Here is a 24,615-nt window from a genome sequence, read left to right on the forward strand (position 1 = left end):
CGAACTTTAGCCGCCGAACAGCGGCGAGAGGGACGTCCAGAACTGCCGGAGGCCCAGGACAATGAACAGCAGGGCACAGATCCCCAGTGCGATGTTGGAGTGGAGCTTGTTGGCCCACGCCTTGGGAATCCGCCGGCCGTTGAGCAGCCCCAGCAGGGTCAGTGCAAGGAACGGCATGAACAGCGAACCCAGCGCCCCGTACAGCAGGATCAGGCCGATCGGCTGGCCCAGCGCGAACAGGACCATGGGCGGGAACGTCAGCCACAGGATGTAGAACCTGAAGTACTTTCCGCCCACGCGGGTATCCGGGTGTCCGGATTCCTTGCCCCGCATGTTGCCCCAGAAGTCGGCGAACATCAGGGAGACGCCGTTCCAGACGCCAATGATGGAGGAGAAGGACGCGGCCCAGAAGCCCACCAGGAACCCGGTACCCACAACGTCTCCGTATTCCGCCTTCAGCACACCGTAGAGGTCAAGCAGCCCTTCGTCACTGGCGGAGAGGGACACACCCGCGGAGCGCACAACCTCAGCGCCCACAATGAGCATGGCGATGACGAAGATGCCGGTCATGACGTAGGCCATGGAATTGTCGATCCGCATGACCTTCATCCACTTGGGCGTGTACCAGCCCTTCTCGCGAAGCCAGTAGCCGTAGGCGGCGAGCGTAATGGTGCCGCCCACGCCGCCGGCCAGCGCGAGCGTGTAGAAGATGCCGCCGTCCGTCGAGGGGATCATCGGGATGAGCCCGGCGAGCATTTCCGGAATGTTCGGGGCGGCAATCACGGCCAGCCCTACCACTGTCACGAACATCATGCCCACCAGCACGGCGGTGATCTTCTCGAAGGTGGCGTATTTGCCCCACCACACCATCGCAAAGCCGGCGAGTCCCATCAGGATGGCCCACGCCCACAGCGGCAGGAAAGGGAACACGGCAGCCAGCGGCAGGGCCGCGGAGGACATGGCCGTGGCCCCGTACACGAATCCCCAGATCATGATGTACGGGCCGAAGTACCAGGTGGTCCATTTGCCCAGGGACCGCCAGCCCTCAAAGATCGTTTTTCCGGTTGCCAGCGTGTACCTGCCGGCCCCCTCGACGAGGATGATTTTCAGGACCACACCCACAATGACTGCCCAGAACAGGCCGTAGCCGTAGCGGGAGCCCGCCACCAGGGTGGCCACCATGTCAGCGGCACCCACACCCGTGGCCGCCACCACCAGGCCGGGACCGACGATGCGCCATTTCGCCGGACGGCCGCCGTCGTCATCAATCCTGTCCGCATGGCTGACGCCGGGCTGGCTCTCCTTACCCGCGTTCACTACCGCGTCGTTCCGTGCAGCGGCCTTGTCCATGGCGTCATCGCCCATGGTTCCTCCTCGATTGTCCTGCAGCGTGGAAAACACAACTGCAGCCAACCTATGCCCGAACCGGTGCCCCATCAAAGGACTACGGACGGTCCGGGGCACTTTAGGGGAATCGATGTCCGTTCCCGGGCTCTGGTGGATTCCGCCAGCCGGGGCTAAAGTGGGATCCGCCGGATGACGCCGGCGGAAGCAGGGGACCTGATACCGGTCACCCACGGCAGGAGCGGGAGGTGGTTTTGATGACTGTTGCAGCCCCGCGCACTGAGCGCTCCGCACCCCTCATCCAGACTCCTTCCCTGTACTGCACCGGCCCCGCCTGACCTCTCAGCGGAGCGCCACAACACCCGGGCCCACTGCGGCCGGTGCGCAGGGGCTTCCCCTGAGGTATCACAGTGAACACATCATCAGGCCGTGCCCTGGACAGCATCACCACCACAAGCAGCACCCCACATAACGCCTCTCCAAGCAGTATCGGCCCGCGTGCCTACGGCTACACCCCGGCGGTCGCCCGGCACTTCGACAACCACCCCCTGCCAGGGGCAACGGAGCGCGGCCGCGTGGTCCGCGTGGACCGTTCCCTGCTCCTGGTGGCGGCGGGATCTGACCTGCTCCACCTTCCGTACCCGCTGACCGGTGACGCGGCAGTTACCGGTGACTGGGTGTGGATGGGGCCCAACAGGGCCGGCGAACGCCAGGTCCTCGGCGTCCTTCCACGGCTTTCGGAGCTCAGCCGGAAGCGCGCCTTCGAGGACTCCTCCGAGGCGCAGGTCCTTGCCGCCAACATGGACATGGTGGGCGTGGTGGTACCCGTGGACCGGCCGCTGACGCACAACCGGCTGGAGCGCACCCTCGTGGCAGCCTGGGACTCCGGCGCCACTCCCCTGGTGATCGTCACCAAGGCGGACCTCGCCGGGGTGGCGGACGACGTCGTCGGGAAAGTCATCCTGCAGGCGGCGGGCGTTGAGGTGGTGACCACCTCAGCCGAAACCGGTGACGGCATCCCCGAGCTGCTGGCGCACATCCCGGCGGACGGCACCATCGTCCTCCTGGGGCCGTCCGGCGCCGGGAAGTCCACGCTCATCAACGCCCTGGTGGGCCACGATGTCCAGCACACGGGGGAGGTGCGGTCCGGCGACTTCCGGGGTAAACACACCACCACATCCCGGGAACTCGTGCCCCTTCCCAACGGGACGGTCCTCATGGACACACCCGGGGTGCGGGGCTTCGGATTGTTCGACGCCGAGGACGGCATCGGCGGGATGTTCGGTGACATTGAAGCGCTGGCCGGCCAGTGCAGGTTCACGGACTGCGCCCACCAGGGCGAGCCCGGCTGCGCCGTGCAGGAGGCCATCGCCGGCGGTGTGCTGGAGGAACGCCGCTGGCACAACTACCTGAAACTGCAGCGGGAGCTTGCCGCCCTTGCCCGCCGGAGCGACGCCGCAGCGCAGCGTGCCTACCAGCGGGAATGGCACCAGAAAGTGGTGATGGCAGGTAAGTCCCAGCGTTCCGCCGAACGCGACCTCTCTGAACAGCGTGGACGGCAGGACCGGCCGGGGCGCAAGCGGCGCTGAACCGCGGCGGTGCCCTGCAGCGGCGGGGCACCGCGTCCCCTGCAACCGGTTGAGTCGATTCAACGTTGTAAAGTAGGCGGTACTGGCCTGCGGGCCGCGGTTGAACCTAAGGGACTGGGATGGCGGCAACTCTTCACGATGTGGCGCGTGTGGCGGGCGTGTCCTTCAAGACCGTCTCCAACGTGATCAACAACCACCCGCACGTCCGGGACACCACCCGCGCCAAGGTGGAAAAGGCCATTGCCGAGCTGGGCTACCGCCCCAACCTCACTGCCCGCAGCCTCCGCTCCGGGCACACCGGCGCCATTACCCTGGCCCTGCCGCAACTGAGCCTGCCGTACTTCGCCGAACTCGCGGACGCGGTCATCGAGGCTGCCGCCAAGCACGGGCTGGTGGTGCTGATCGAACAGACCGGCGCGGACCGGAAGCGCGAGCTTGAGGTGATGGCCAGCCCGCGCCTCAAGATGTCCGATGGCCTTGTCTTCAGCCCGCTGGCGCTCGGCCAGGAGGATGCAGACCTGATCAAGGCCGATGTCCCGATCGTCCTGCTCGGCGAGCGCATCTTCGGCAGTTCCTCGGACCACGTCACCATGCAGAACGTGACGGCCGCCCGGGCCGCCACCGAACACCTGCTGGACCTCGGGAAGAAACGCATCGCCGTTGTCGGCGCCCACGAGGGCGAGGTCATCGGCTCCGCCGGCCTGCGCCTGCGCGGGTACAGGGAGGCGCTGGAAGGGCGCGGTATTCCGTACGACGACGGGATCGTCGCCTGCGTGGTGGACTGGCACCGGTCCAACGGTGCGGCGGCCATGCACGACCTGCTGGACCGCGGTGCCTCCTTCGACGCCGTCTTTGGGCTGAACGACACCCTTGCCCAGGGCGCCGTGCGCGTCCTGCAGGAAGCCGGCTACCGGGTCCCGGACGATGTCGCCGTGATCGGCTTCGACGACCTGGATGAAACCCGGTACACGCTCCCCACCCTGAGCACGGTGGACCCCGGCCGGACCGAGATCGCCGAGACCGCCATCCGGATGCTGATGGAACGGATCAAGGATCCGGACGGACTGCCGCCCCGGGAAGTGGAGACGGCGTTCCGGGTGGTCCCGCGGGAATCGACCGTGGGCGCCAACAGGGGTTGACGCACCGCCCGGCTGGGCACCCCGGGCTGATCACTGCGCTCTGCGGGACTGGATCTACCCGCAGTGTCCCGTGGTGCTGCCGCGGACAACCAGCTCGGCCGGGTAGATGACCGGTTCCAGCTGCTCTTCCGGGTTTTCGATCGCGCGGATCAGGAGTTGCCCGGCTGTCACGGCCATGTCCACCATGGGCTGGGTCACCGTGGTGAGGCCCAGGCCGTTGGCGGCCAGGAGGGAATGGTTGTCGAACCCCACAACGGCAACATCCTCCGGAACCTTGTGGCCCCTGCCGCGCACTGTGTCAATAACTCCCAGCGCCATCAGGTCAGAGGCAGCGAAAACCCCGTCCAGCTCAGGCGACCCGGAGAACAGGTCCCGTGCCGCCTCGGCGCCGCCCGCCGTCGTAAAGTCACCGTGGATGACGGGCCCGGGCGGCAGCCCGGCCTCCCGGACACCCTGCATCCATCCTTCCAGGCGGTCAACGGCCGCCGTCATGTCGGCGGGCCCTGCTACCGTTCCCAGCCGGGTACGCCCCGTGGCGGCCAGGTGGCGGGCGGCAAGCCGGCCGCCCTCGAAGTTGTCCAGGTCCACATAGGGGACCCCGAACCCCATCGCCCAGGGCCTGCCGATGAAAACGGTGGGCAGGCCTGTTGTGCCGAGGGTCTCCGCCCAGTCGTCCGCCTCGTGGAACGAAACCACGATCGCGCCGTCGACGTGCCCGCCCCGCAGGTACCGCATGGTCCGGGCGGAGTCATCCCCCGCCCGGGACATCAGCAGCACCAGCTGCATGTCGGTGCCCCGGAGCGCCTCATTGACGCCGGTGATGACGGCGGCGAAGAACGGATCCATCATCACCCGTGCGTCCGGCTCCGGAATGACCAGCGCAACGGATCCGGTGCGCCTGGTCACCAGGCTCCGGGCCGCACGGTTCGGCGTGTACCCGAGGGCCACGATTGCGGCGTCGACGGCGGCCTGCGCCTCCGGACTCACCTTCAGCCCGCCATTGATCGCCCTGGACGCGGTGGAGCGGGACACTCCGGCGGCCGTGGCGAGGTCCTCGAGCGTCGGGCTGGGCCGCCCTGCTTGCAGGAGACCGCGCCGGTGGGACTTTTGGTTCATTACACAGACAATACGACACCCGGCTCCGAAGGCAGCACGGGATTAGCGCCGGCCGGAACGGCGTTGGAATCAGCGACTGCCGAATACCACAAGGCGCTGGCTTTCGGGATGCGTTCCTGGGTTGCATAGTCCACCCGGACCAGGCCAAAGCGCTGGTGGTAGCCGAAGGACCACTCGAAATTGTCCAGCAGGGACCAGGCCAGGTACCCCCGGACGTCCACGCCGTCCGCGATGGCGCCATGCACTGCCTGGAGGTGGGCCTCGAAGAACCCCAGCCGGTCCTGGTCGTCCACAAAGCCCGCCTCGTCGGGGACGTCATCGTACGCTGCACCGTTTTCGGTGATGTAGATGGGGATCCCGGCCGGACCCGTGTACTCCCCCTGCAGCCTGTTGAGCAGGCGCCGCAGCCCCTCCGGCTGGACCTCCCAGCCCATTCCCGTCACCGGCAGGCCACGGGGTACCGAGCGGGCGCCGTCTGCTGCCACGAACGGCGAGGACACCGGGCGGGCGGGCTGCGCCGGCGCCGACGTCGTCTCCTGCCCAGCCTGCTCCCCGGGGTCCGCCAGGTCCTTCGTGAGGGACTCCCCGTGGTAGTAGTTGACGCCCAGCAGGTCCAGCGGCGTGGAAATGGCCTCCAGGTCCCCCTCCTGCACCAGGTCAGCCAGTCCAAGGTGCGCCACGTCTGCCAGAAGGTCGGCCGGGTATTCGCCCCTGAACAGCGGATCCAGGAAGATCCTGTTGAACTGGCCGTCGATCCGCCTGGCCGCGTCCCGGTCGCCCTCGCTGCCGGGATCCCGCGGATCCGGGACCGTCAGGTTCAGGGTGATGCCCACAGAAGCGTCCGGATCCTCCCGGCGCAGCCCGCGGGCTGCCAGGCCGTGGCCGAGCAGCAGGTGGTGGGCGGCAGCCAGTCCTGCCCGCGGGTCCTGCCGTCCCGGCGCATGGACACCCGCCGCATAGCCCAGGAATGCCGAGCACCACGGTTCGTTGAGGGTTGTCCAGATCCGGACCCGGTCGCCCAGGACGCCGTGCATGAGTGCCGCGTACTCTGCGAAACGGTAGGCGGTGTCCCGGTTGGCCCAGCCGCCCTTGTCCTCAAGCGCCTGGGGCAGGTCCCAGTGGTAGAGGGTCAGCCACGGCGTGATTCCGGCAGCCAGCAGTTCATCCACCAGGCGGGAGTAGAAGGCGAGCCCTTCCGGATTGGGCGTCACGCCGTCGGGCATGCAGCGTGCCCAGGACGTGGAGAACCGGTAGGCCTTCATGTGCAGCTGGCCCATGAGCGCCACGTCCTGCTTGTAGCGCCGGTAGTGGTCGCACGCCACGTCACCGTTGTGGCCGTCTGCCACGGCACCGGGCAGCCGGGCGAACACATCCCAGATGGAGTCCTGCCGGCCGCCGGTGTGTGCTGCGCCTTCAATCTGGTAGGCAGCTGTTGCTGCGCCCCAGAGAAAGCCCTCCGGAAACGGAAGTTGGGTGGGACTCATCCTTTGACTGCTCCTTGCATAATTCCAGATACGAGTTGACGGCCTGCCGCGATAAACAGGAGCAGGAGCGGGACGGTGGCCAGGACGGCTCCTGCCAGGACCACGGAGTAGTCCACGAAGTGGGCGGCCTGCAGCAGCTGCAGGGCCACCGGGAGGGTGGGGTTGGACGGGTCAAGGACAATGAACGGCCAGAAGAAGTTGGTCCAGGTGGCCACGAAGGTGAACAGGGCGAGCATGGCGGCCGCCGGGCGCGCGGCAGGGAACCCGATGTACCAGAAGGCCTGGATCATGGAGGCCCCGTCCATCCGCACGGCCTCGATGAGCTCATCAGGGAGGGCGTCACGGAGGTATTGGGTCATCCAAAAGACGCCGAAGGCGGTAACCACACCCGGAATGATGACGGCCCACAGCGAGCCGGTCCACCCCAGCTTGGACATCACGATGAACAGCGGGACGACGCCGAGCTGGGTGGGAACGGCCATGGTTGCGATAACGAACACCAGCAGCCCCTTGCTGCCGCGGAAGCGGAGCTTGGCAAAGGCGAATCCGGCAAGGGTGGAGAACACGACGACGGACGCCGCGGTCACGCACGAGACGATGAGGCTGTTGCCCATTGCCTTCCAGAACGGGATGCTGTCAAAGACTTTCGCCGCGTTGGCCAGGAAGTTCCCCCCGGGCAGCAGCGGGATGCCGCGGCTCAGGACCGTGTTGTCGTGGCTGCCCACCAGGAAGGACCAGTAGAGCGGAAAGAGGGACGCCAGCAGGACTGCACCCAGGAAGCCGTAGGTGAGGAAGCCGGGCCGGCGGTCACTTCCGTGGCCGGACCTTGGTTTCCGGGCACCTGGCCCGCGCCGCGCTGCTGCCTTGGCTGCCCCTTTCCCGGCGGTCTGTTCGATCATGGGGATGGAGCTCACTTGCGGCCTCCCTGGCTTGCGATGCGCTTGGTGATGAGGAAGTTGAGCAGGGCGATCAGCACAATGATCAGGAAGAGCAGCCAGGCCACGGCCGAGGCCCTGCCGAAGTTGCGCTGGCCCCAGCCGAGTTCCCAGATGTACATGGTCAGCGTCTGCCACTGCCGGTCCGCTCCGCCCAGGCCGGACTGGTCAAAGACCCGCGGCTCGTCGAAGATCTGCAGGCCGCCGATAGTGGAGGTGATCACCACGAAGATCACCGTTGGCCGCAGCATGGGGACAGTCACGGAGAAGAACTGCCGCAGCCGGCCGGCGCCGTCGATCGTTGCTGCCTCGAACACGTCGCGCGGGATGGCCTGCATGGCCGCGAGGAAGATCAGCGCGTTGTAGCCGGTCCAGCGGAAGTTCACCATGGTGGCGATGGCCAGGTGGCTCGCAACGGAGTCGGAATGCCACCGGACCGGGTCCAGCCCTGCCGCCTTCAGCATCTCGTTGATCAGCCCGAACTGGTCCGCGAAAAGGTTGTTGAAGATCAGGCCTACCGCCACTGGCGCCACCACGAACGGCACCAGGACCCCCATCCGCCAGAACGTCCTGGCCCTCAGGTTCGCGTCCAGCACCGCCGCTATCACCAGGGCGATAACAACCTGGGGGACGGAGGACAGGATGAAGATGCTGAAGGTGTTGCCCACCGCGTTCCAGAAGTAGGGCTGCGCTACGACGAAGGCATAGTTTTCCAGGCCCGTGAACTTTCCCTGCCCGCCGATGAGGTTCCAGTTGTGCAGGGAAACCCATGCCGTGTACACCAGCGGAAAGAGCCCGGTGACGGCAAACAGGAGAAAAAACGGCGAGATGTAGAGGTAGGGGGATAGCTTGACGTCCCATTTGGAGACCTGCTGGGAGAAGGCCAGGCGCCGGACACCCTTCGTGTCCTCAGGCGGGACCTGCCCCGCAGCACTCCGTGGCCGTACCCGGTCGGTGACAGCCATGCCTAGAGGGACTTCACTGCGGTGACGAACTTCTCCCAGGAGGAGGCGGCGTCGTCCGACTTGTCAACGTCCACGCGGGTGAGGGCCTGCTGCATGGCGTCATTGATGGCGAAGTACTTGGTGCCCTTGAAGGGCGTGACGTCAACGGCCTTGGCGCGTTCGGCGAAGATCTGGCCGGTGGGCGCGCCGTTGAAGAACTCATTCGTCTGGCCCAGCAATTCGCTGCTTTCGAGTGCCTCTTTCTGGCTGGGGAAGGTGCCCTTGGCGGTGAAGGCCTTGATCTGCTGCTCAGGGGCGGTCAGCCAGCCTGCCAGCTTCTTGGCCTCGGCCTGGTGTTCACCCTGGGTGGGGACCGTCAGGTAGGACCCGCCCCAGTTTCCGCCGCCGCCGGGGAAGACGTTCGCCACATCCCAGCCGGTGACCCCGGCCGCGTTACCCTCGATAACCCCCAGCATCCAGCCCGGGCAGAGGGTTGTTGCGAAGGCGCCTGTCTGGAAGCCGGAGGCCCAGTCATCGCTCCACTGGCTGAGGTGGGCGGACAGCCCGTCCTCGGTGGAGGCCTTCAGGACCTGGTTGTAGGTGTCCTTGACCTTCTGGTTCTCCGTGGCGATGACGGTGCCGTCCTCCTCCTCGTAGACCTTTTCAAGCTGGTTGCTCATGCCCTGGTAGATTGCCCCTGCCGAGTCGAACCAGGCGGAATCAGGGTTTGCGGCCTTGTAAGCCTTGCCGGCTTCGAAATAGCTGTCCCAGCTGGTCCCCAGCATCTCGGCAACTTCCCCGCGTTCGCTGGGCATACCGGCCTTCTTGAGCAGCTCGGCGTTGTAGCAGACGGCCTCGGGGCCGGAGTCCGTCCCGTAGCCAAGGAGCTTGCCGTCGGCGGTGGTGGCGGCCTCGGCCTTCCAGTCCAGCCATCGTCCTTCCACGGCGGGGTCGGCCAGGTCGGCAAACCGGTCCGGGTACTGCAGGAGCTCCGGAAGCCAGTCCACCTCAACGGCCTCAATATCGGACAAACCGGAGCCGGCGGCCAGGCGCGTGGTCAGGTTGTCCCGTGCTTCGTTGGTGGTTGCCGCCTTCTTGTGCTCAATGGTCACGTTTGGATTCAGCGTTTCGTACTCTTCGAAAAGCTCCTCGTAGCCGAACTCATTGAAGGTGCCCACCGTGAGCGTGACGGGATCGGAACCGGTGGCATCGTTGACGCCGCCCTTCTCGGGCGCCGCTGATCCGCAGGCCGTCAGCGACAACGCCAGGCAGGCGGCCGCTGCGGACAGCACGGTGAACTTGGTTGGGTTTTTCACGGGGAAGACTCCTTCGTCAGAAAAATGCCTTGCCGATCTGCGTGGACGGCTGAAGGCGGAGAAGTGGCGAGCGGCGGACCGGGGTGGTGACCGTAGGTGGGAGCGCTCTCACCACATGGTGTCCCACCTCACAGGTTCTTGTCAAGAAGTAGTAGGAGCGCTTCCACACCACCCTTGCCCACGCCACTTGGCAGTGTTACGCTTCCCCGACGAGAGCGCTCCCACCGCCGCAGCTTCACCCTGCCGCCCACGCTCGACGAATCCCACCAACGAACAGGACCAGCAATGCCGCTAGCCCACGTCCCCCATCCTCCGCGTCCAGACGGGCCCCATAAACCGCACCTGCGGCTCACCCCGGGCCGGCGCCTGCATGTCGCCGGCAGCGTCGCACTCCTGGCCGGCCTGGTCGCCAGCGGCGGAAGCATGGCAGCCGCTGCGCCGGCCGCTCCCGCCGTCTCGCAGGCATCGGTGCAACAGGCTCCCGCACCGGCCGCTCCCCCTGCCCTCCCCCAGGCCGCAGATCCGGATTTTGGCCCCAATGTCCGGATCTTCGACCCCAGCATGCCGGTGGCCGATATCCAGGCCACGGTTGATTCCATCGCCGCTGAACAGGTGGACGATGAGATGGGGTCCAAACGCTACTCCCTGCTGTTCAAGCCGGGAACCTACGGCAGCGCCGAGGAGCCGCTCATTGTCCAGGTGGGCTACTCCACCGAGGTGGCAGGGCTGGGCGCTTCCCCCACGGATGTCACCATCAACGGGCACGTGGACGTCTACAACCGGTGCCTCACCGCGGATAACTGCATTGCCCTGAACAACTTCTGGCGCTCCCTGTCCAATCTCACCATCAACGTCACCGGCCTTGAGGGCTGCCGCGGCTCCGCGAATTTCTGGGCGGCGTCGCAGGCGTCGCCCATGCGGCGGATCAACATCACCGGCGGCAACCTCTCCCTCATGGACTACTGCACCGCCGGACCGCAGTACGCCAGCGGCGGCTTCATCTCCGATTCGAAGACGGGCGATGTCATCAACGGCTCGCAACAGCAGTACTTCGTGCGTGACAGCAGCATTGGCAACTGGTCCAACGGGGTCTGGAACCAGGTCTTCTCCGGAGTGGACGGGGCGCCGGCGCAGTCCTTCCCGAACCCGCCGTACACCACCCTCGCGGGCACACCGATCAGCCGCGAGAAGCCCTACCTCACCCTGGATTCCGCGGGTGAGTACAGCGTGTTCGTTCCCGCCGTCCGCATGGACTCCTCCGGGACCACCTGGGAGAACGGCCCGACGGCGGGGCGCAGCATCCCGCTGTCCGATTTCTATGTGGCCCGCCCCTCCGATTCCGTCAAGACCATCAACTCCCAGCTGGCACGCGGGAAGAACCTGCTGCTCACCCCGGGGGTCTACGGCATCGATGAGAGCATCGAGGTCAAAAGGGCCAACACCGTGGTCCTGGGACTGGGCATTGCCTCCCTCACCGCCGTCAACGGCGCCGTCCCGCTGACCGTCGCGGACGTGCCCGGCGTGGACATTGCCGCCGTCACGATCGACGCCGGTGAAGTGAATTCACCGGCTTTGATGCGGATCGGAAAGGCGCGGCAGGGCGGGGGCAGCGGGTCTGCCAACTCGGCTGTCCACACTGATCCTGCCAATCCCACCACGCTCCACGACGTGTTTTTCCGCATCGGTGGGCCGCACGTGGGCAAAGCCTCTGTCAGCCTGGAGGTCAACAGCGACAACGTCCTCCTGGACCACATCTGGGCCTGGCGCGCCGACCACGGCAACGGCGTGGGCTGGACCACCAACACCGGCAGGAACGGCGTGATCATCAACGGTGACAATGTCACTGCCACCGGCCTGTTCGTGGAGCACTACCAGGAGTACAACGTCATCTGGAACGGCGAAAACGGCCGGACCGTCTTCTTCCAGAATGAACTGCCCTACGACGCGCCCAACCAGGCCGCCTGGCAGCACGACGGGGTCCTGGGCTGGGCCGGCTACAAGATCGCAGACTCCGTCACAACCCACGAACTCTGGGGCGGAGGCAGCTACGTCTACAACAACGTGGACCCCACCATCCATGCCACCCGTGGCTTTGAGGTGCCGGTGACACCGGGCGTGAAGCTGCACAGCCTGCTGACGGTCAACCTGGGCGCCGGCACGCTGGACCACGTCATCAATGACACCGGCGCACCCGTGTCAACGGACGCCGTCGGGGTGCCCAGCTACGTGCCCACCTTCCCCTAACCGAAGCACCTCGCGAGTTTTTGTCCAGATGCGCCGGGATAGACGCCAAGGAAGTCCGCATATCTGGACAAAAACTCGCGGGTCAGTCCCAGCGCGCGGCAGGCCAGCCGTCCGTCCACTCCAGCTCGGCGAGGCCCAGCCGGAAGGCGCCGTCGAGGTCTTCCGCGTAGTAGTGGAAGGCGAGGGTGTTCCCTGAAACGGACTGCCCGCCTGGCCCCACGCGCCCGCCGTCTGATGCCAGCAGCGGCGTGCCGCCGCCGTCGAGCAGTTCCCTGCCCTCGGCGTCAACGTACGGCCCGGTGATGCTGTCCGCGCGTCCCACGGCAATGTTGTAGGTGCTGTCCAGCCCCTGGCAGCAGAAGTCGCGGGAGAAAAACAGGTAGTACTTCCCGCCGTGCGGCAGGATGTAGGGTGCTTCGATGGCGTTGGGCGGCGCCTTCCGGTCCGCGATGGCCAGCGGTTCAGCGGCGTCCGCGCGCAGGCCGGTGGGCCATTCGAGTTCCACGAGCTGCAGCCCTGTCCAGAACGATCCGAAGGACATCCACGGCCTGCCGTTGTGGTCCTCCGCGATGCCGGGATCGATGGCGTTGAACCGTTCTCCCCTGGAGGAGATCACCTGCCCGCGGTCCACCCATTCGTACGCGGGGTCCCCGGGGTCCAGGGTGCTGTTCGTCGCCAGCGCGATCACCGACAGGTTCTTCCCGAACGTGGACGCCGAATAGTACAGGTACCAGGTGCCGTCATGCTCGTACAGTTCGGGCGCCCAGAGGTTGTCCACGCCCGGCACCGCTGCGCTGAGCCAGGCCGGCTTCTCCTGCCAGACCTCGCCGGCGTATCCCCAGTCCACGCCGTCGTCGGAGCGGCGCACCTGGATGTTGCCGTCCGCCACCTGGCCGTTGCCGGTGGAGTAGATGAACCAGGGTTCCCCGGCCTCCCCTTTCACGAGCGCGGGGTCATGGGTGAAGAAGTCGCCGGTTAGTTCGGCGGCGCTTGCCTTCGGCGCCGGACCCGCTGCCGGGGCTGCGCAACCGGCCAGGACCAGCACGACGACGGCGGCCAGCACCGCTGCCAGCCGCACCGCCGTTAATCGAACAGCAGGGCGGCCGGCAGCGGGGCTTTTCGGCCGGGTGGGCACGTCAGCCAAGCGCGACGGCGGACCAGGACACGGGCGGCAGGGTCACGGTGAGCGTGCCCTCGTCCAGGACGGCGCCTTCGAGCTGCTTGAGTCCCACCCGGTCCTGGTCTTGGAGGGTGTTCTTGGCGTAGACGTCCTCGTCGTGGAGGGTGACGGCCTCGGTGATCACCGTCGCGTTGAGGTCGGAGACGTTGATGGTCACGTCAATCGCCTCGGTCTGGCTGCGGTTCACCAGGAAGAGGGCAGACTCTCCGGTGGCGGCGTCGGCGGTTGCCACCGCGTCCACCAGCGGCGCCTCGCCATAGACCGCCGTGGTGTAGGTTCCGGCGTCGATCCGGGGACGGAGCACCTCCCCCTTGGCGAGCCGTGACGTGACGGAGAAAGGGAAGAACGTGGTCTGGCGCCAGGTGTCGCCCCCCGGTTCGGTCATGATGGGCGCGATCACGTTCACCAGCTGGGCGAGGGAAGCGGCGGCAACACGGTCGTGGTTTTTCAGGAGCGTCATGAGCAGGTTGCCGAACACCACGGCGTCGGCCACGGAGTAGGTGTCCTCCAGCTGGCGCGGCGCGTGCGTCCAGTCCTCGTTGACCTCGTCGGAGGCCTGGTGCTCGTCCAGGTACCAGATGTTCCATTCGTCAAAGGAGAGCTGGATGGTCTTTTTGCTCTTGAGCTTGTGCTTGACGTGGTCAGCGGTGGCCACCACGGTTTCAATGAAGTACTGCATGTCCAGCGAAGATGCCAGGTAGGAGCCGAGGTCGCCGTTGCGCTCCTGGTAGTAGGCGTGGCAGGAGATGTAGTCCACGTAGTTATAGCTGTGTTCCAGCACCACGCGCTCCCACTCGCCGAAGGTGGGCATGGCGGATCCGGATGAGCCGCAGACCACCAGCTCCAGGTCCTTGTCCGCTGTCTTCATGGCGGAGGCGGTGCGGGCAGCGAGCTTTCCGTAGTCCTCGGCGGACATGTGGCCGATCTGCCAGGGACCGTCCATCTCGTTGCCCAGGCACCACATGCGGATGTTGTAGGGATCCTTGGCGCCGTTGGCGATGCGCTGCTCGCTGAGCGAGGTGCCGGAGGGGTGGTTGGTGTACTCCAGCAGGTCAAGGGCCGCCTCGATGCCCCGGGTGCCCAGGTTCACGGCCATCATCAGTTCGGAGCCGGTGAGCTCGCACCAGCGGGCGAACTCGTCCAGGCCCACCTGGTTTGATTCAAGCGAGTGCCACGCGAGGTCCCGGCGCACGGGACGCTGGTCCCGGGGTCCGACGCCGTCCTCCCAGCGGTAGCCGGAAACGAAATTGCCGCCGGGGTAGCGGACGGTGCTGGAGCCGAGCTCCTTGACCAGTTCGATGACGTCCAGGCGGAAGCCGTCCTCGTTGGCAGTGGGATGGCCGGGTTCGTAGATGCCGTCATAGACGCAGCGGCCCAGGTGCTCCACGAAGGAGCCGAAGATGCGGCGGTTGACGGGCGCCACGACGGCGGAGCGGTCCACGGTGATGACGGTGGGTGCCACGACAGCCAGGTCGGCCTGTTCAGTGGCGGCGGAAGTGATGGTCACGGTGTGTATTCCTGTTCTATTCAACGTTGTAAAAAAGATGGCGGGTCTGGTGGGGAGTTTTGTGGGGTGGATCTAGGCGTGGGCAGGACCTGCGGCTTCCAGCCCGGCGAGCCTGTGGCCCACCAGCCATCCGGAGATGAGCAGCGGGACCGAGGCGCCGATGAGGGGCACCAGCGCCGTCATTCCAGAGAAGACGACGGCGGCCGCCGCCAGGGTGGCCAGCAGGGAGAGGCTCATGGCGGGTGATACAAGCGGGAGCATCAAGGCAGTCCGCCACGTCCTGGCCACGGAATCCCGGTAGCGGCTGCACAGGCCCACAGCGGTGGCGGCGGCAGCCACCGTGACTCCCGCGGCAGCTGTGGACAGCGCCAGGAGGACGGCGTGTACGGGCGCCGGCATGGCTGTCCCGGCAGGTCCCAGCAGTGATGCGAAGTCCAGGACAAGGACGACGCCGGCAATCCAGAAGGCGCTTCCCACCCGGTTGGCGTGCCGGAACTGGAAGCGGTAGGCAGTGATGAAGTCCCGCACCAGGCTGTCCCCGGCCGAACCGTTCCGCAGCCTGCCCAGGACGGTGGTGGCAGCCACCGCGGCAGGAAAGACGCCCAGGACCACCAGCCCGGCCAGGGCTCCGGCCACGAAGAGCACGTTGACCAGGACCAGCCGGGTGGAAAAGCGGAGCCAGTCCATCAGCCGACCCGCCCACCCCAGGGGAGCATCAGTCACAGCAGCCCCTCCCGGGTTCCGGACCAGGCCACCCCGCGCTGGTCGATGCCGCTGAAGGAAAGGGCCGGGCTGCTGCGGGACCAGTCCCACGAGCTGAAGACCACGGCGTCTATCTCCGTGCCCGGTTCGCAGCCGGGCCCCGTGGGACGCAGGCGGACAGTCAGTGGATGCCCCCGGAAGTGCGCGGGACGGAGGTCACCGCACTCCACGTCCATCCGGGCGGCCGGCACAACGTCCGTGGATTCGGGGTCGAAGCGCAGGACCTGCCACGTTCCGGCCACTTCGGCAGGAACGGGAACAGCCTCGCTCCGGAGCCCGGCGAACGGCTGGGGTGAGATGGCGGGCCAGCCGCCGGCAGTGAAGAAGAGCCGGCGCAGCTGGACCACATGCTGGCTGGAATCCGCTCCAAACCGCACATGGTGGACCATAAAGTGCTCGGCTGCTCCGTCCGGCCCCTTCTGCGTCAAGACTGAGTTGTGGCCGGGCGCCAGCCAGGCTGTGCCGCCGTCGAACTGGTAGCTGCCCAGCACCTTGGTGCCTACTGCAGCTGGCGATGCGTCCAGGTCGGTCATCTCCAGCCCCCGGAAATCCCGGTAGGGCCCGGTGATGTGGTCCGCGACGGCCACCCTCACGTTGTAGGTGCTGAACAGCGAATCATAGGAGGTGAACAGGATGTAACGGCCATCGTGCGGGCTGGGGAGGATGAAGGCGCCTTCCACTGCCCCTTCCACAGACCGTGGGCGCCGCGCAATGACGGAGCCCAAGTCGCCGTCAACCCTGGGCAGCCCGGAGCTGGGGTCCAGGGGCAGGATGTAGATGCCCGAGAAGAAGGATCCGTAGGTCAGCCAGGGGCGGCCGCCGGCGTCGAAGGCAACTGCAGCATCTATGGCGTTTTGGGAATGTTCACCCTCCCGTGTTGCCACCACCAGGCCGCGGTCCTCCCACGGGCCCTTGGGTGATGCTGCGACGGCAAGGCCGATGGCAGAGGTATTGGAGCCGAAGGTCGACGCCGAGTAATACATATGCCATTCCCCGGTGGGCCAGCGGACCACCTCCGGCGCCCACAACCCCTGGGCGCCGGACCACGCCGCTGCCGCCTCCGGCACTCCGCCCAGTGCGGTTCCGAGGTACGTCCACCGCACCAGGTCGGCGGACGTACGGACATGTACCCCGGAGGGAATATCTTTTGTGTTGGCCACGGCGTCGGTGGAAAACATGTAGTAGGTGCCGTCGTCGTCCCGGACAACGGTGGGGTCATGCGCATGCCGCGCGCCCCAGGAAGACGGCTCCTGGCCGGCGCCCGCGGGGAGCGGAAGCAGCTCCGCCGCGGTATCGGTGTTGGTGTCCACTGCCACGGTTCAGCCCTTGGATCCGGAAAGCGCGATGGATTCGATGATCTGGCGCTGGAACACCACGAAGACAATAAGCACCGGCAGGAGCGCCACGAAGGATGCGGCCATGATCAGCGGGTAATCCGTCTGGATGGCGTACTGCGCATTGAAATTGGCGATGACCAGTTGCAGGGTCTGCGTGCCCGGGGAGTTCAGGTAAATGATCGGCGCCAGGTAATCGTTCCACATGGCCATGAACCAGAGGATGAACTGCGCGGCGAGCGCCGGGCGGATTGCGGGCAGGATGAGCGTCCAGAAGATCTGCAGGTAGGAGGCGCCGTCGATTCGCGCAGCTTCCACGATGGAGTCCGGGATGCTGTTAAGGAACTGGCGCAGGAAGAAGATCATGATGATGTTGCCAAAGAGCCCCGGCACGATCAGCGGCAGCAGCGTGTCCACCCAGCCGATGCTCGCGAAGATGGTGAACTGCGGAATCATCAGGGTGGGAAACGGGATCATAAGCCCGGAAAGGAGCCCCAGGAACAGGACGTTCTTGAAGGGCATCCGCATCTTGGCAAAGGCAAAAGCGGCGAGCGCGGACGTCAGCGAACCCACGATGGTCACCGAGCAGGCCACGATCAGGCTGTTTTGGATGCCACTCAGCAGCGGGCCCGCGGTCCAGATGCGTGCGTAGTTCTCCCACACGAAGGGGTCCGGAATCCACTGGGGCGGAAGTTCGAAGACGCCGTCCTTCGTCTTGAGAGAGGTGGAGAAGGTCCAGGCGAGCGGGGCGATCATCACGATTGCGCCGACGCTGAGGACCAGGGTGGTGAGGATGTTGCCCAGGCGGAGTGTTTCCTTCGCGGACCGGGAGCCCCTGCCCGCCCGCCCGGGACCGGCTGGCTTTCCGCTCCCGGCACCGCCCGGGATTTCGTGGGCGGGCTCCAGCGGGGGTGTGGTGATGACGTTCTGTGCGGACATGGCTGCCTGCCTCAATCGATCGAAAACTGGTTGCGGCGGTTGAGCCGGAACTGGATGAAGGTGATGACGAAGACCAGCAGCCCCAGGACCACGGACATGGCGGACGCGTACCCCATCTGGAGGTTGTCGAACGCCTTTTGCCAGATGTACCAAACGATGGAGGCGGACTGGAACTCAGGGCCGCCGGTGGGGGTCATGATGTTGATTTCGACGAAGATCTGGGAGCCGCCGATGATGCTGGTGACAATCAGGAAGAAGGTGACCGGCCGGACCATAGGGATGGTGATGTGCCGGAACTGCTGCCAGGCAGTTGCACCGTCCAGTGCTGCGGCCTCGTAAAGGTAGCGGGGCACCGACTGGAGGGCTGCCAGGTACAGCAGCATGGAATATCCCAGGCCTTTCCAGATGGCCATGATGATGAGGGCGGGCTTCACGGTGGCGGTGTCCTGCAGCCAGTTGGGGCCGTCGATGCCCACCAGGGCCAGGCCCTGGTTGATGAGGCCGAAGTCGCCGTTGAAGGCCCACTGCCAGAGGATGGCGACGGCGGCGATGGAGGAGATCACGGGCAGGTAGTACACGGTGCGGAAGAACGTGGTGCCGCGCATCTTCCGGTTCATTGCCAACGCAAGGCCCAAGGAGATGACCAGTCCGATGGGGATGCCGATCATCATGTACAGGGTGTTCCAGAGCGACTGCAGGAAGTAGCGGTCGCCGAACATCTTGGTGTAGTTGTCCAGGCCCTTGAAAACCGGGGCGGAGATGCCGTTCCAGTTGGTGAACGAGGCGTACACCGAGAAGAGGAGCGGGAAGAGCGTAAAGAGGAGGAACCCGATCACCGGTATGGCAACAAAAGCGAGGGCTGCCCGCTGTTCCTTCCGGTGAAGCCGCGAGCGGCGGGTGATGGTTGTTGTCATACCGGTGATCCCCCTAGTTGCCGGCCTGCTGGTTGGCGGCGTCCAGGAATTCCTGCATCCTGGGCTGGGCTTCCTTCAGATAGTCGGCAGCGGTCTGCTTGCCGTCCAGCACGGGCTGAATGTTGGTGAACAGCTCGTCATACCACTCGGCGTTGAAGGTGTTGCCGCCGGGCAGGGCACGGCCGTAGTCCTTGACGATCTGCAGGAACTCTTCCTTGTTGGCCGGCTTGGTGCTGGTGTCCGCTGCCCAGGTCTCGGCCATGTCCTTCAGGTTGGGGATCTGGATGCCCGCATCCACCAGGCTTTGCTGGGCTTCCTTGTTGGCAGTGAGGTACTCCACCAGCTTGACTGCCTCTTCGGGGTGCTTGGTGCTTTCGGAGACCGCGACGCCAAGCGTCCCGATCCAGCTGGCCGTCTCGCCGGTGTCGCCTGCAGGGTAGGGGATGACGTCCCACTCGAAGCCCAGCTTCTGGTAGGTGGAGAGGTCCCAGGGGGCGATGGGGAAGAAGCCGATTTCGCCCTTCATCCAGCGCTGGTACGTGTCCAGGGTCTGCGCCTCAGCAACAGAAGGGGTGACACCGTGGACGTTTTGCAGGTCTGCGAACCACTGCAGCGATTCGGCGAATTCGGGGGTGTCCACGGTGACCTTGGTACGGTCCTCGCTGAGCCAGTCCCCACCGTTGGACCAGACGAACGGCTGCAGGTTCCACTGGACGTTCAGGCCTGTTCCCCACTGGTCCAGCGAGCCGTCGCCGTTGGTGTCGGCGGTAAGTTTCTTGGCGGCGGCCACGAACTCGTCAAAGGTGTAGGGCTTGTCCTTGTCCGGAAGCGGAATCCCGGCTTTTTCCAGCATGGTCTTGTTGTAGCCGAAGGAGAACGGACCCACGTCCTTGGGGAGGGCATAGATGGAACCTTCACCCACGCGCTTGCCGTCGTAGCGGTAGCTGTCCACACCGTATTCCCAGATATTATCCAGGTCAATCGTGTCGGAGCCTTCCACGTATTCGGTGATGTCCTTGACGATTCCGTTCTGCACGTATGCCTGCACGTCGCCTGGCCCGATATAAAACACGTCCGGGACCTGCTTGCCGGCAATTGCGGCCTTCAGCTTGGTGGCGTACTGGTCCGCTGTTGTGACGATGATGTCAACGTCAACACCGTTTGCGGCCTCGAACTGTTCAACGGCCTTCTCGTAGGCCTTCTTCTCGTCTTCACCCCCGCGGAACATAAAGGTGAGCTTCTTTTCGCCGCCGGCGTCCCCGCCAGAGGGGGCGGAGCAGCCGCCGAGCATAAGGCCGGCGGCGGTAAAAAGCGCCAGGGTCGCGGCCATGGGACGTGACTTCATCATCACGCAGTCCTTCCGGGTTGGGTGGAGCAATCAAGTTTATTGGGCTGGGCGGTACCGGGACTCCGCGGGCCGCGGTAGCGGACCGGCATCGGAGCAGCTGCTGCTTTGCAACGTTGTAAGAAACAATCACACACGATGAGAAGAATCGTCAAGGGCGCTCCGGCAATTACTTTTGCCACCCCCGACCCGTCCTTGACGTGACCCAGATCGCATGCCATATTCTTCGTTACAACGTTGCAAACATTTGTCTGTTCCCTGGCGGTTGAAATCGCCCCACCTTCCGGAAGGACCACGTGATGATGAAGTCACGTCCATGGATGCTCCGCGCTGCAGGATTGGCTGCAGCCCTGGGCCTCACCCTCACAGCCGCAGCGCTCCCGACGGCGGCCAGTCCCCACATCGCCGCAACGGCCCCGGCCCCGGAGGTTGCCGGGACGGCGTCAGCGCCGGCCGCCAAGAACGACACCAGCCTGGCGGACCTGCCGGGCGGAAAGACCGTGGTTGGCCAAACCTCTCCCATCCACGATCCTGCCCTGATCATCGACGACGACGGCACCTGGTACGTCTACTCCACAGGCCTGGTGAACCGGGAAAACGGCGGCACCATCCAGGCCTGGTCTTCCCATGACCAGGGAACCACGTGGGAGTACAGCGGCACCGTCTGGGACCGGATTCCCGCGTGGATCGATGAGCACTTCGCCGACGGCGAGCTCCCCGGCAACCTGTGGGCGCCGGAGATCACGGAGCATAACGGCACCTACTACCTGTACTACTCGGCGTCTCGCTTTGGAGGGAACAAGTCCCTGACTGCCCTGGCCACCAACACCACCCTCGATCCCACGCATCCGGATTACGAGTGGGTGGACCAGGGCCTGGTGGTTTCCTCCCCCGCCACGGGCCTCGATCCAAACAACCCCGGCAAGACGTTCAACGCGATCGACGCCGGCATCATCGAGGACGCGGACGGCACCCCTTACATGGCCATCGGATCGTTCTGGTACGGCATCTTCCTGGTGCCCATCGAATGGCCCAGCGGCAAGCCCGTGGCGGACTGGCAGTCAAAAACCGTGAACATTGCGGACCGGTTCATGCCCGGCAACCCCATCGAGGCGCCGTACATCACCAGGCACGGCGGCTACTACTACCTGTTTGTCTCCTTCGACTCCTGCTGCCGCGGCGCCGACTCCACTTACAAGGTGGCCGTGGGGCGTTCCACCTCCGTCAAGGGCCCCTACCTGGACAAGGACGGCCGCGACATGTTCGGCGGCGGCGGGTCCGTGGTCCTGGATTCGCACGGTGCCGTCACCGGCCCGGGCGGCCAGTCCGTGTTTGGCGATTACCTGGCCTTCCACTACTACGACGGCTCCAACCGTGACATCCCCTACTTCCCCACCCTTGGCATCCAGAAGATCGAGTGGGTGGACGGCTGGCCCGCCTTCGACCAGACAGTGGAGCTGCCGCAGGTTTCCAAGCAGCCAAAGGCCAGGGCCGCGGGCGGCACAGCCAGTGTGGCCGCTACGGCCACAGGCACCCCGGGCCCGGTGGCAGTGTGGGAAACCTCGTCCGACGGCGGTGCAAACTGGGAGAAGGCAGGCCGCCAGCCCGTGACGAAACGGACAGATGAAGGCACCTACACCTCAAGGCTTGAGCTGCCCGCCGCGGCGCCCGGCCAGCCGGCGGTCCTGGTGCGGGCGGTGTTCCAGAACGCGCATGGCAAGGCAGTCACTGACGCCGTCGTCCTGCCCGCCGCCAACTACTGCAGCAGCGGCAAGGGACAGCCCAACCCGTAACCACGGCAGCCCCAACCCCGGCACCCGGGCCCTCGCCCGCAAAAGTGGGTCAGAGCTCGGGTGCGTGCTCTTCGGGCAGGGCGCCCTCGTCCTCCGGGTGCCTCTTGAGGTTGACCAGCGCCAGCGCCAGCCCGCCCCAGACAGTGAGGATCGCGATGATCATCATGGTGATGGCGATGGGTGTCATGGTGCCGTCTCCTGTGCATCCTCTTTGACCACGTCGTCGTATTCGGGGTCATGGTGGGCTTTGGAGCTGCGGCTCCAGGGAATGGCCGTCAGAATGAGGGCCAGGACCACCAGCGCGCCGGCCATGCCCCAGCCAAACAGGCCCACGAACCACTCGGGGTACCCCTCGTAGGTGGTGGTGATCTTGCTGATGAATTCGTTGGCCACCATGTAGATCAGGGCGAGGGGCACCACGCCGGCCACCAGCACTATCCACGCCCGCCCCATCTTGATGGTTGAGACACGGTTCAGGTGGGCCGAGAGCAGCGGCAGCTTGCGCAGGAACCACGCGAGCACCACCACGGTGACCAGCGCGCCCAGGGTGATCCCGAAGCTGTTGACAAAAGCATCCGAGGTGTCCAGCAGGTAAAGGCCCGTAGCAGTGGGGAACAGGCCCAGGGAGACAACTGCCACCAACACGCTGACCACCACTGAAGCCTTGACCCGGCCCCAGCCCAGCTTGTCCTGCACGGCGGCCACGATCACCTCCAGCACGGAAATCAGGGAGGTGATCCCCGCAAACACCAGCGATCCGAAGAAGAGCACGCCCATGAGCCCGCCGAAGGGTGCCTGGGACACGATGGTGGGGAATGCGACGAAGGCAAGGCCGATGCCCTGGGTGACCACGTCGTTGACGCCTGTGCCTGCTGCCTGCGCCATGAACCCAAGAGCCGCGAAAACACCGATGCCGGCGAGGATTTCGAATCCGGAGTTGGAAAAGGCAACCACCATGCCGGAACCGGTGAGGTCCGTCCGGCGCTTGAGGTAGGACGAATACGTGACCATGATGCCGTAGCCCACGGACAGCGAGAAGAAGATGTGTCCGTAGGCTGCAGCCCACACAGAGGGGTCTGCGAGTGCGGCCCAGTCCGGCGTGAAGAACGCGTTCAGGCCTTCCGCTGCGCCGGGAAGGAAGAGCGACTGGACTACCAGGAGAAGGAACATCACCATCAGCAAGGGCAGGAGGATGGAGTTGGCGCGGGAGATGCCCTTGCGGATTCCTGCCACCATGATGATGATGACCGCCACCCAGATCAGCAGGAGCGGGAAGAAGACGGACGGCACGTAGGTGAAGCCGATGCCCGGGGCCTCCGCGACGGCCAGGAAGTTCCCGAAGAAGTAGCCCTCGGCGTCGTCACCCCACGCCTCCGTGAAGGAAAAGATGGTGTACATCAGCGACCAGGCGATGATCACTGCGTAGTAGGCCGCGATGACGAAGCACACCAGCACCTGCCACCATCCCAGCGGCTCAGCCGCCCGGTGGAGCCGGCGGTAGGCCAGCGGCGCCGAGCCGCGGAACTTATGGCCCACGGCGTAGTCGAGGAACAGCAGCGGGATGCCGGCTGTCAGCAATGCCACCAGGTAGGGAATCAGGAAGGCGCCGCCGCCATTGTCATAGGCGATATAGGGAAAGCGCCAGATATTGCCCAGGCCGACCGCCGAGCCGATCGCCGAGAGGATAAAGAGCCGGCGCGAGGAGAACGTTTCACGCTTCGCCGGCGCGGCCTGGCCCTGCGATGGTGAGCCGCTCATGCCTCCACACCTCCGGCCCCAGCTGGGCCCGGCACGGTGCCGGCGGGTCCGCAAAAGCATTCTGGCCGTTTCATGAGGGCTCCCTCTCAGGTCACGTCGGAGAAACGCAGGCTACTCGGGGACTTTACTGCCCGTCGAGGCTGCGCGAAAGCCCTTCTGCTCCGGATGCCCCACGCCCCCCCGGATGACCCGCGACCGTCTCCGCCGGGAGTAGGGTTCCATCATGGACATCATCCTGGTTCCCGGTTTCTGGTTGGATGCTTCCTCGTGGGAGGAGGTGGCGCCGGCGCTTGAGGCCGCGGGCCACCGGACGCACCCGCTCACGCTTCCCGGGATGCAATCCGTCGACGCAAACCGCTCCGGTATCGGCCTGCGGGACCATATCGACGCCGTGGTTGCCGCCATTGATGCCCTGGACACCAAGGTGGTGCTGGTGGGCCATTCCGGCGGCGGCGCCATCATCCACGGCGCCTTGGATTCCCGCCCCGACCGGGTGGAGCGGGCGGTCTACGTGGACAGCGGACCGCTGGGTGAAGGCGGCGTGATCAACGATGAACTGCCGGCCGACGGCGATGACGTTCCGCTGCCGCCGTGGGAAGCGTTCGAGGACGCCGACCTGGTGGACCTCGACGACGGCCTCCGCGAGGCTTTCCGGGCACGGGCCATTCCGCAGCCCAAGGGCGTTGCCTACGACCAGCAGCATCTGCATGATGACCGGCGCTACGACGTGCCCGCCACCGTCATTGCGTGCGAGTTCCCGTCGTCGCTGCTGCAGGAGTGGATCCAGGCGGGCCATCCCTTTGTGGCGGAGCTTTCCAGCATGCGGGACGTGGAGTACGTGGACCTGCCCACCGGCCACTGGCCCCAGTTCACCAAGCCAGCGGAACTGGCCAGGGCCATCCTGGCTGCGGTTGAGCAGACAGCCGCCAAGTAGCCGGAGCTTAATTTTCCCCGGATCCCTTGCCTGCGGGC

General features: G+C 65.7%; 20 protein-coding genes. 5 read left to right on the forward strand and 15 right to left on the reverse strand.

Annotation, left to right across the window (positions count from 1 at the left end):
* Positions 1 to 6: 6 nt before the first annotated feature.
* Positions 7 to 1,365 (reverse strand): Nramp family divalent metal transporter, encoded by a 1,359-nt coding sequence (locus tag IEX43_RS09705; protein WP_192044169.1) that lies wholly within the window; start codon positions 1,363 to 1,365, stop codon positions 7 to 9.
* 389 nt (positions 1,366 to 1,754) lie between these two features.
* Between IEX43_RS09705 and rsgA the strand changes: the two genes are divergently transcribed.
* The gene (gene rsgA, locus IEX43_RS09710) at positions 1,755 to 2,933 is read left to right on the forward strand and encodes a ribosome small subunit-dependent GTPase A (protein WP_188810558.1); all 1,179 of its coding nucleotides are present in this window, start codon (positions 1,755 to 1,757) and stop codon (positions 2,931 to 2,933) included.
* A 119-nt stretch (positions 2,934 to 3,052) separates the two neighbouring features.
* Positions 3,053 to 4,072 carry a LacI family DNA-binding transcriptional regulator gene (locus tag IEX43_RS09715; RefSeq protein ID WP_188810560.1) on the forward strand — a complete coding sequence of 340 codons (1,020 nt, stop codon included), beginning with the start codon at positions 3,053 to 3,055 and terminating at the stop codon, positions 4,070 to 4,072.
* Between the two features lie 54 nt (positions 4,073 to 4,126).
* On the opposite strand, the gene IEX43_RS09720 is transcribed toward IEX43_RS09715, so the two are convergent.
* Genes IEX43_RS09720 through IEX43_RS09740 form a run of 5 tightly spaced genes read right to left on the reverse strand, consistent with a single transcriptional unit; the run spans position 4,127 to position 9,867 of the window.
* The gene (locus tag IEX43_RS09720; RefSeq protein ID WP_188810562.1) at positions 4,127 to 5,188 is read right to left on the reverse strand and encodes a LacI family DNA-binding transcriptional regulator; all 1,062 of its coding nucleotides are present in this window, start codon (positions 5,186 to 5,188) and stop codon (positions 4,127 to 4,129) included.
* Complete coding sequence (locus IEX43_RS09725; protein WP_188810564.1) at positions 5,188 to 6,672, reverse strand: glycoside hydrolase family 1 protein; 1,485 nt, start codon at positions 6,670 to 6,672, stop codon at positions 5,188 to 5,190. The genes IEX43_RS09720 and IEX43_RS09725 overlap by 1 nt, the downstream gene beginning before the upstream one ends.
* On the reverse strand, positions 6,669 to 7,586 hold the full coding sequence (locus IEX43_RS09730) for a carbohydrate ABC transporter permease (protein WP_174180806.1): 918 nt from the start codon (positions 7,584 to 7,586) through the stop codon (positions 6,669 to 6,671). The genes IEX43_RS09725 and IEX43_RS09730 overlap by 4 nt, the downstream gene beginning before the upstream one ends.
* A complete protein-coding gene (locus IEX43_RS09735; protein WP_188810566.1) occupies positions 7,583 to 8,572 on the reverse strand; it encodes a carbohydrate ABC transporter permease in 990 nt (329 codons plus the stop codon). Before IEX43_RS09735 ends, IEX43_RS09730 begins: the two co-directional genes overlap by 4 nt.
* 2 nt (positions 8,573 to 8,574) lie before the next feature.
* The gene (locus tag IEX43_RS09740; protein ID WP_188810568.1) at positions 8,575 to 9,867 is read right to left on the reverse strand and encodes an ABC transporter substrate-binding protein; all 1,293 of its coding nucleotides are present in this window, start codon (positions 9,865 to 9,867) and stop codon (positions 8,575 to 8,577) included.
* Positions 9,868 to 10,152: 285 nt separating this feature from the next.
* Between IEX43_RS09740 and IEX43_RS09745 the strand changes: the two genes are divergently transcribed.
* Positions 10,153 to 12,111 carry an adenylyl cyclase gene (locus tag IEX43_RS09745; RefSeq protein WP_229666393.1) on the forward strand — a complete coding sequence of 653 codons (1,959 nt, stop codon included), beginning with the start codon at positions 10,153 to 10,155 and terminating at the stop codon, positions 12,109 to 12,111.
* Between the two features lie 82 nt (positions 12,112 to 12,193).
* Here IEX43_RS09745 and IEX43_RS09750 read toward each other — a convergent pair whose 3' ends face one another.
* The 7 genes from IEX43_RS09750 to IEX43_RS09780 all read right to left on the reverse strand — a co-directional run bounded on the left by IEX43_RS09750 (position 12,194) and on the right by IEX43_RS09780 (position 20,095).
* On the reverse strand, positions 12,194 to 13,189 hold the full coding sequence (locus IEX43_RS09750; protein WP_229666394.1) for an arabinan endo-1,5-alpha-L-arabinosidase: 996 nt from the start codon (positions 13,187 to 13,189) through the stop codon (positions 12,194 to 12,196).
* Between the two features lie 58 nt (positions 13,190 to 13,247).
* A complete protein-coding gene (gene arfA, locus IEX43_RS09755) occupies positions 13,248 to 14,798 on the reverse strand; it encodes an arabinosylfuranosidase ArfA (RefSeq protein ID WP_377102893.1) in 1,551 nt (516 codons plus the stop codon).
* 72 nt (positions 14,799 to 14,870) lie between these two features.
* Positions 14,871 to 15,521: a YesL family protein gene (locus tag IEX43_RS09760; protein WP_188810572.1), complete on the reverse strand. Its 651-nt coding sequence runs from the start codon at positions 15,519 to 15,521 to the stop codon at positions 14,871 to 14,873.
* Positions 15,518 to 16,876, reverse strand: a complete 1,359-nt coding sequence (locus tag IEX43_RS09765; RefSeq protein WP_229666395.1) for an arabinan endo-1,5-alpha-L-arabinosidase — start codon at positions 16,874 to 16,876, stop codon at positions 15,518 to 15,520. The genes IEX43_RS09760 and IEX43_RS09765 overlap by 4 nt, the downstream gene beginning before the upstream one ends.
* A 3-nt stretch (positions 16,877 to 16,879) precedes the next feature.
* Positions 16,880 to 17,833 (reverse strand): carbohydrate ABC transporter permease, encoded by a 954-nt coding sequence (locus IEX43_RS09770; protein WP_188810574.1) that lies wholly within the window; start codon positions 17,831 to 17,833, stop codon positions 16,880 to 16,882.
* Positions 17,834 to 17,844: 11 nt separating this feature from the next.
* Positions 17,845 to 18,747, reverse strand: coding sequence for a carbohydrate ABC transporter permease (locus IEX43_RS09775; protein WP_188810577.1), 903 nt, complete (start codon positions 18,745 to 18,747; stop codon positions 17,845 to 17,847).
* 13 nt (positions 18,748 to 18,760) lie between these two features.
* Positions 18,761 to 20,095 carry an ABC transporter substrate-binding protein gene (locus IEX43_RS09780; RefSeq protein WP_188810579.1) on the reverse strand — a complete coding sequence of 445 codons (1,335 nt, stop codon included), beginning with the start codon at positions 20,093 to 20,095 and terminating at the stop codon, positions 18,761 to 18,763.
* 296 nt (positions 20,096 to 20,391) lie between these two features.
* Between IEX43_RS09780 and IEX43_RS09785 the strand changes: the two genes are divergently transcribed.
* Positions 20,392 to 21,885, forward strand: coding sequence for an arabinan endo-1,5-alpha-L-arabinosidase (locus tag IEX43_RS09785; protein WP_229666396.1), 1,494 nt, complete (start codon positions 20,392 to 20,394; stop codon positions 21,883 to 21,885).
* A gap of 49 nt (positions 21,886 to 21,934) precedes the next feature.
* Here IEX43_RS09785 and IEX43_RS09790 read toward each other — a convergent pair whose 3' ends face one another.
* Entirely contained in the window at positions 21,935 to 22,072 is a 138-nt protein-coding gene (locus tag IEX43_RS09790; RefSeq protein WP_013599219.1) for a methionine/alanine import family NSS transporter small subunit, read from the reverse strand.
* Positions 22,069 to 23,643 carry a sodium-dependent transporter gene (locus tag IEX43_RS09795; protein WP_188810582.1) on the reverse strand — a complete coding sequence of 525 codons (1,575 nt, stop codon included), beginning with the start codon at positions 23,641 to 23,643 and terminating at the stop codon, positions 22,069 to 22,071. Before IEX43_RS09795 ends, IEX43_RS09790 begins: the two co-directional genes overlap by 4 nt.
* Before the next feature lie 223 nt (positions 23,644 to 23,866).
* Between IEX43_RS09795 and IEX43_RS09800 the strand changes: the two genes are divergently transcribed.
* Positions 23,867 to 24,577 carry an alpha/beta fold hydrolase gene (locus IEX43_RS09800; RefSeq protein ID WP_188810583.1) on the forward strand — a complete coding sequence of 237 codons (711 nt, stop codon included), beginning with the start codon at positions 23,867 to 23,869 and terminating at the stop codon, positions 24,575 to 24,577.
* Positions 24,578 to 24,615: the final 38 nt, after the last annotated feature.

This window comes from Pseudarthrobacter polychromogenes, assembly GCF_014644495.1.
Classification (GTDB): domain Bacteria; phylum Actinomycetota; class Actinomycetes; order Actinomycetales; family Micrococcaceae; genus Arthrobacter; species Arthrobacter polychromogenes.